Origin of the sequence: Caldimonas sp. (genome assembly GCF_046289365.1) — a bacterium.
Taxonomy (GTDB): domain Bacteria; phylum Pseudomonadota; class Gammaproteobacteria; order Burkholderiales; family Burkholderiaceae_C; genus Caldimonas.
Genome location: NZ_JBKBVU010000131.1, coordinates 3,432 through 8,720 on the forward strand (window position 1 = coordinate 3,432; position 5,289 = coordinate 8,720).

The 5,289-nt window shown below is 68.9% G+C and carries 7 protein-coding genes; 4 read left to right on the forward strand and 3 right to left on the reverse strand.

The window, feature by feature from the left end; all coding sequences use genetic code 11:
* The coding region (locus ACK42S_RS12585) for a glycerophosphodiester phosphodiesterase family protein (RefSeq protein ID WP_409707905.1) at nucleotides 1–877 on the reverse strand (877 nt) is incomplete at its 3' end.
* Nucleotides 878–885: 8 nt separating this feature from the next.
* Nucleotides 886–1,083 (reverse strand): hypothetical protein, encoded by a 198-nt coding sequence (locus tag ACK42S_RS12590; RefSeq protein ID WP_409707908.1) that lies wholly within the window; start codon nucleotides 1,081–1,083, stop codon nucleotides 886–888.
* 226 nt (nucleotides 1,084–1,309) lie between these two features.
* On the opposite strand from ACK42S_RS12590, the gene ACK42S_RS12595 reads away from it, so the two are divergent.
* The 3 genes from ACK42S_RS12595 to ACK42S_RS12605 all read left to right on the forward strand — a co-directional run bounded on the left by ACK42S_RS12595 (nucleotide 1,310) and on the right by ACK42S_RS12605 (nucleotide 3,660).
* Nucleotides 1,310–1,519: a cold-shock protein gene (locus tag ACK42S_RS12595; protein WP_409707911.1), complete on the forward strand. Its 210-nt coding sequence runs from the start codon at nucleotides 1,310–1,312 to the stop codon at nucleotides 1,517–1,519.
* Between the two features lie 113 nt (nucleotides 1,520–1,632).
* Nucleotides 1,633–2,547, forward strand: a complete 915-nt coding sequence (locus ACK42S_RS12600) for a gamma-glutamyl-gamma-aminobutyrate hydrolase family protein (protein ID WP_409707914.1) — start codon at nucleotides 1,633–1,635, stop codon at nucleotides 2,545–2,547.
* A gap of 78 nt (nucleotides 2,548–2,625) precedes the next feature.
* Nucleotides 2,626–3,660 (forward strand): NADP-dependent oxidoreductase, encoded by a 1,035-nt coding sequence (locus tag ACK42S_RS12605; RefSeq protein ID WP_409707917.1) that lies wholly within the window; start codon nucleotides 2,626–2,628, stop codon nucleotides 3,658–3,660.
* 57 nt (nucleotides 3,661–3,717) lie between these two features.
* Here ACK42S_RS12605 and ACK42S_RS12610 read toward each other — a convergent pair whose 3' ends face one another.
* Nucleotides 3,718–4,155: a BON domain-containing protein gene (locus tag ACK42S_RS12610; protein WP_409707920.1), complete on the reverse strand. Its 438-nt coding sequence runs from the start codon at nucleotides 4,153–4,155 to the stop codon at nucleotides 3,718–3,720.
* Between the two features lie 315 nt (nucleotides 4,156–4,470).
* On the opposite strand from ACK42S_RS12610, the gene ACK42S_RS12615 reads away from it, so the two are divergent.
* Nucleotides 4,471–5,289 (forward strand): acyl-CoA thioesterase, encoded by an 819-nt coding sequence (locus ACK42S_RS12615; RefSeq protein ID WP_409707923.1) that lies wholly within the window; start codon nucleotides 4,471–4,473, stop codon nucleotides 5,287–5,289.

Genomic DNA, 5,289 nt, shown 5'->3' on the forward strand with positions numbered 1-5,289 from the left:
TTGGCGGGGCAGTGTCGTGGGAGGTGCGGGTGTCGCCGTCGGCGGCGAAATCGTAGTGCTGCCCGCGGGCAGCGAGCAATTGCACCAGCGGCACGCGCGTCATCTGGCGCAGGCGGCGCAGGTTGCCCACCTCGAAGGACTGGATGAAAACTGGCGAATCGGGGGCCTGGTAGCCATGGCGGTCCAGCAGCGTGACCAGGGGTTCCTCCAGCGGCAGGCCGATGCCGCGGAAGTAACTCGGATGCTTCGTTTCGGGGTAGATGCCCACGGGCCTGAAGGGCACGGGGCGGCCCGGGCTGCGGGCGTCGTCATGCGCCTGCAGCCGGCGCCGCGCGTTGGCCTGGTCGACGAGCTGCAGCACCTCCTCGAAGGTGGGAATCTCGAACAGGCCGTCGAAGCGCGTGTTGCCCGGTCGCAGTTGGGGAATGCGCTCGCGGGCGCGCAGGGTTTTGAGCTCGGCCAGCGTGAAGTCCTCGGTGAACCAGCCGGTGATGCGCTGGCCGTCGATGGTCTTGGTGGTGCAGCGTGCGGCGAACTCCGGGCGCTCGGCGACGTCGGTGGTGGCTTCGCGCACCGCGCCACCCGGGCCAAGCAAGGCCAAGGCATTCTCGTGGCGCGCCACCAGCACCCCGTCCCGGGTGATCACCAGATCGGGTTCGATGTAATCAGCCCCCTGCTCGATGGCCAGCGCGTAGGCCGCGAGCGTGTGCTCGGGCCGCTCGCCGCTGGCACCGCGGTGGGCGATCACCAAGGGATCGGCCAGCGGCGCGGGCTGCACCCCCCTGGCACCCTGGGCGTGAAGTGACGTCGGCGACAGCCAGGCCGCAGCACCGAGCAAGCCCACGGACCTCAGCCAGCGGCGGCGATCGGGCGACATTGCCCGGCTCAGTCGCGGATCAGCCGCCATGTCAGCAGCGCGCTCACGCCCGCATTGACCAGCCCCACCATGCCGACGAGCACCCTGCCCAGGGGCGTGAGCGGCAGGGCCTGCAGGGCCCAGGCGCACAACGACGACAACAGGCTGAAGGCCAGCATCAGCCAAAACATCGGGTCACGGGGCCTGAACAACCGGGACAGTTTCATGGGCCCCATGATGCCGCCAATGAGCACGGTCGGCGCAAATGGTGTACAGTACGCTTCAGGTACACGCCAGACCGTCGGTCTTTGAGGTCTTCCCCGTCTTGCCAGGGTTCGCCCGCGCAAGCCTCGTTCGAATCCCCGGGTTCCGTCTCTAGAGTGTTTCCTGCAGGTGCCCTGTGCACGCTGTACAAGGCCTGCTTTTTCCATTTCATTTTCAAAGGAACGCTCCATGAGCACCCAAACCGGCACCGTCAAGTGGTTCAACGAAAGCAAGGGCTATGGCTTCATCGCCCAGGACAGCGGCGGCGCCGACCTGTTCGCCCATTTCCGCGACATCCAGGGCACGGGCTTCAAGACGCTGCAGGAAAACCAGCGCGTCGAATTCGAAGTCAAGCAAGGCCAGAAGGGCCTGCAGGCGGCCAACATCCGCCCGCTGTAATCCCCCTCGGGCTTGCGCCCGACACAAAAAGCCGCAGCAGCCGCTGCGGTTTTTTTTGCCTCTTGCAATTGCCCGGCTTGACCGAGGCTGCAAGGCTGGCCTCACAATCGCGCATGACCCGCTACACGCCTCTTCCGACGCGGCCCTTGCGCATCGGCATCTCGGCGCGTCTGCTCTACCAGGTTCCGCCCGAGCTGGGGTTTCGCAACAAGACCTTGCAGTACCTCGAGCAATCGCTGGCCCACTGGATCATGGAACACGGCGCCATGGCTTTCATGGTGCCGGCGGTGGCCGAGGACAGCCGCCGCGCCGCCCGCCACCTGTCGGTGGACGAGTACGTGGCCGAGCTTGACGGCCTGGTGCTGCAAGGCGGTGCCGACGTCGCCCCCCAGACCTACGGCCAGGAGCCGATCGACCCGCGCTGGAGCGGCGACCCGGTGCGCGACCGCTATGAACTCGCCCTGCTGCGCTCCTTCCTCGACCAGGGCAAGCCGGTCATCGGGGTGTGCCGCGGCTGCCAACTGCTGAACGTGGCCTTCGGCGGCACGCTCTATCAGGATCTGCAGACGCAATGCCCCAACACCCACCGTCACGTGGATGCCGAGCTGTACGACCAGTTCGAGCACGACATCACCTTCTTGCAGGGCTCGCAGCTCGCTCAGCTCTACCCGAATGCCACGCAACTGCGAGTGACCAGCATCCACCACCAGGCCGTGGCGCAGTTGGGCAAGCAGGTGGTGGTGGAGGCCGTGTCCTCGCTCGACGGCGTGGTCGAGGCCATCCGCTGGACCGGCGAGGGCTACGCGCGCGGCCTGCAATGGCATCCCGAGTTTCACCAAGGCCGGGGCAACCTGATCGACAGCGCCCCCATCATGCTCGACTTCCTGCAGGTGGCGGCGCAAACAGCCATGCGCAAGCTCGACGATCCAGCCTGCCCCGACCGCCGGCCACCGCGCGCGCCGCTGCGGCTGCGCGCCGACCGGGAGGCCGCGACACCGGCCCAGGCGGCCGCCGCGTCGCCTAAGTGACGGCGCGCATCGGCCGGCCGTGGTGTCATCGCCTATACGGCCCGCCTGCGGCCACCCCGACACCCCCTAGGAGACACCATGACCCACACCGTCAACCACCAGATCCGCCTGGCCTCGCGCCCCGTGGGGTTGCCCACCGACGGCAACTGGCAGTTCACCACCGAGCCCGTGACGCAGCCCGGCCCTGGCGGCGTGCTGGTGAAAGCGCTCTATCTCTCGCTCGATCCGGCCATGCGCGGCTGGATGAACGAGGGCAAGTCCTACATTGCGCCAGTCGGCCTCGGTGAGGTGATGCGCGCCGGCGGCGTGGGCCGGGTGGTGGCCTCCAACCACCCGGACTTCGCGGTGGGCGACGCCGTGAGCGGCAGCCTGGGCGTGCAGGAGTACTGCCTGATCCCGGAGCACGAGATCCGCCGCAGCGGCCTGGCCCGCATCGACCTGCGCGCCGGCAGCTGGACGCAATGGCTCAACGTGCTGGGCATGCCCGGCATGACGGGCTATTTCGGCCTGATGGACATCGGCCAGCCCAAGGCGGGCGAGACCGTGGTCGTCTCGGGCGCAGCCGGTGCCGTCGGCCAGACGGTGGGGCAACTGGCCAAGATCAAGGGCTGCCGCGTGGTGGGCATCGCCGGCGGGCCGGCCAAGTGTGAATGGGTGGTGCGCGAACTGGGCTTCGACGCCTGCATCGACTACAAGAACGGCGACGTACGCGCCGGCCTGAAGGCGCATTGCCCGCAGGGCGTGGACATCTACTTCGACAACGTGGGCGGCGAGATTCTCGACACCGTGCTCACCCGCATCAACCGCAAGGCCCGCATCATCATCTGCGGGGCCATCAGCCAGTACAACAACACCACGCCGGTGGCCGGCCCGAAGAACTACCTGTCGCTGCTGGTGAACCGCGCCCGCATGGAAGGCATGGTCGTGTTCGACTATGCCGACCGCTACCCGCAGGCCATCGCCGAGATGGCGGGGTACCTGCGCGAAGGGCGCATGCATTCCCGCGAAGACGTGGTGCGCGGTCTGGAGAACTTCCCGCGCACGCTGCTCAAACTGTTCAACGGTGAGAACTTCGGCAAGCTCGTCCTGCAGGTGGCCGACGACACTGCCTGAAGGGCCCACGCCGGCGGCCGGCGCACGCGGGCACACCGGCCGCTGCGAACAACCCGCTCATTGTGGGCGGGGCTCCACCGTCAGCAGGTTGTCCACGCTGAGCACGCCGTGCACGCCGGCGGCAAGCTGGGTGGCTCGGTCACGCGCCTCGGGGCTGGGAGCCGTGCCCGTGAGCTTCACGCGCCCGGCCGTGGTGTCCACGTCGATCGCCAGCGCGCTCAGCTGGGGATCGTTGGCCAAAGCGGCGCTCACCTGGGCCGTGATGGCCGCATCATCGAGCGCCTCGCCCGCGCGCCGGACCTGCTCGCCGATGGCCTGGCCCGCGCGCTCCATGCCCTGGCGGGCTTCCTGACCCAGTTCACGCACCGAGGTCTCTGCCTGTGCGACGGTCGCATCGGCCTGCGGGACCAGGGCCTGCCCCTCCTGCGACTTGCCACAGCCCACCAGGGCCAGGGCAGCAATCACGGGCACGACCAGGAACGTGGTCTTCTTCATGGCGTTTCTCCTTGCGAGTCGTTGGTGCCGCAAGACGCGGCGGGGGCGGCGGGCCGTCTTGGCCCGACGCTCGGACCGATCGAATCGATGCGGTTGAGACGAACTCTAGGAACACCGCGGCGCCCACACTGTCGGCGCCTGCCCGGGCGAGCCTGTCGGCCGGTGCCGACAGTGGTAACGATTGGGAACGAGTTCGCCCGTCTCAGAAGGGGCTTCGACCCTGCGCCGGTCGCAGGCGGCCCGGACGGAACACGGTGCGGACAAAATCGAACGATCGTTCGATAATGGGTGCTCGTCAACGATCCGAAGGTTCCCATGGACGCTCCCACCCCTCTGTCTCATCTGCTCGCGCAGCGCCGACGCGACGGTGATGCCGTCGTCCTGCCCGTCCTGCCGGATTGGCTGCAGGGCCGCACGGCCTTCGGCGGCCTCATCGCCGTGTACGGGGTGGCCGCGATGCGCGACGTGACCGGCAGCCCATGGCCCCTTCGGGCCCTGCAGACCAACTTTGTCGCTCCGGTGAGTGCCGGCGAAGTCCGGGTGGCCGTGGAGCTGCTGCGGTCGGGGCGCCACGTGCGCCAGGTGCAGGCGCGGGTGTCCCAGGGCGACCAGGTGGCTGCCGTGCTGGTCGGCGTGTTCGGCGCCAGCCGGGAGACCCGCCTGCCGGCGCTGGACCCGCGCCGCCCCGAGGTGGCGCGGGGGCCGGACGAGGTGCCCGCACGGCCTTATGAGCCCGGGCTGGCCCCCGCTTTCACGCAGCACCTGGACTTCCGGTGGGCCGAAGGGGGATGGCCCTCGTCAGGCACCGACACCTGGCTGTCGCGCATCCACCTGAGGCTGCACGACGCCCGGGGCGTGGACGCGGAGCTCCTGTCCATCCTGCTGGCCGATGCCCCGCCCACGCCGGCGATCAGCCGTTTCAACGCGCCCGTACCGGCCAGCTCGGTGTCGTGGTCGCTGGAGCTGCAGCCGCATGCCCTGCCCGATGAGGCCTCGGCCATGGCCGGCTGGTGGCGCGTGGACAAGGACACGCACGCTGGCGCGGGTGGCTATGTGAGCGAGAGCACCCGCCTGTGGTCGCCCGAGAGACGGCTGGCGGCACTGGGCTACCAGGTGGTGGCAGTGTTTGGCTGA

Bases quoted from the DNA above. Each gene is read 5' to 3' on its own strand.
- ACK42S_RS12610 (WP_409707920.1), bottom strand. From the start codon at position 4,155: ATGAAGAAGACCACGTTCCTGGTCGTGCCCGTGATTGCTGCCCTGGCC.
- ACK42S_RS12595 (WP_409707911.1), top strand. From the start codon at position 1,310: ATGAGCACCCAAACCGGCACCGTCAAGTGGTTCAACGAAAGCAAGGGC.
- ACK42S_RS12615 (WP_409707923.1), top strand. From the start codon at position 4,471: ATGGACGCTCCCACCCCTCTGTCTCATCTGCTCGCGCAGCGCCGACGC.
- ACK42S_RS12605 (WP_409707917.1), top strand. From the start codon at position 2,626: ATGACCCACACCGTCAACCACCAGATCCGCCTGGCCTCGCGCCCCGTG.
- ACK42S_RS12590 (WP_409707908.1), bottom strand. From the start codon at position 1,083: ATGAAACTGTCCCGGTTGTTCAGGCCCCGTGACCCGATGTTTTGGCTG.
- ACK42S_RS12600 (WP_409707914.1), top strand. From the start codon at position 1,633: ATGACCCGCTACACGCCTCTTCCGACGCGGCCCTTGCGCATCGGCATC.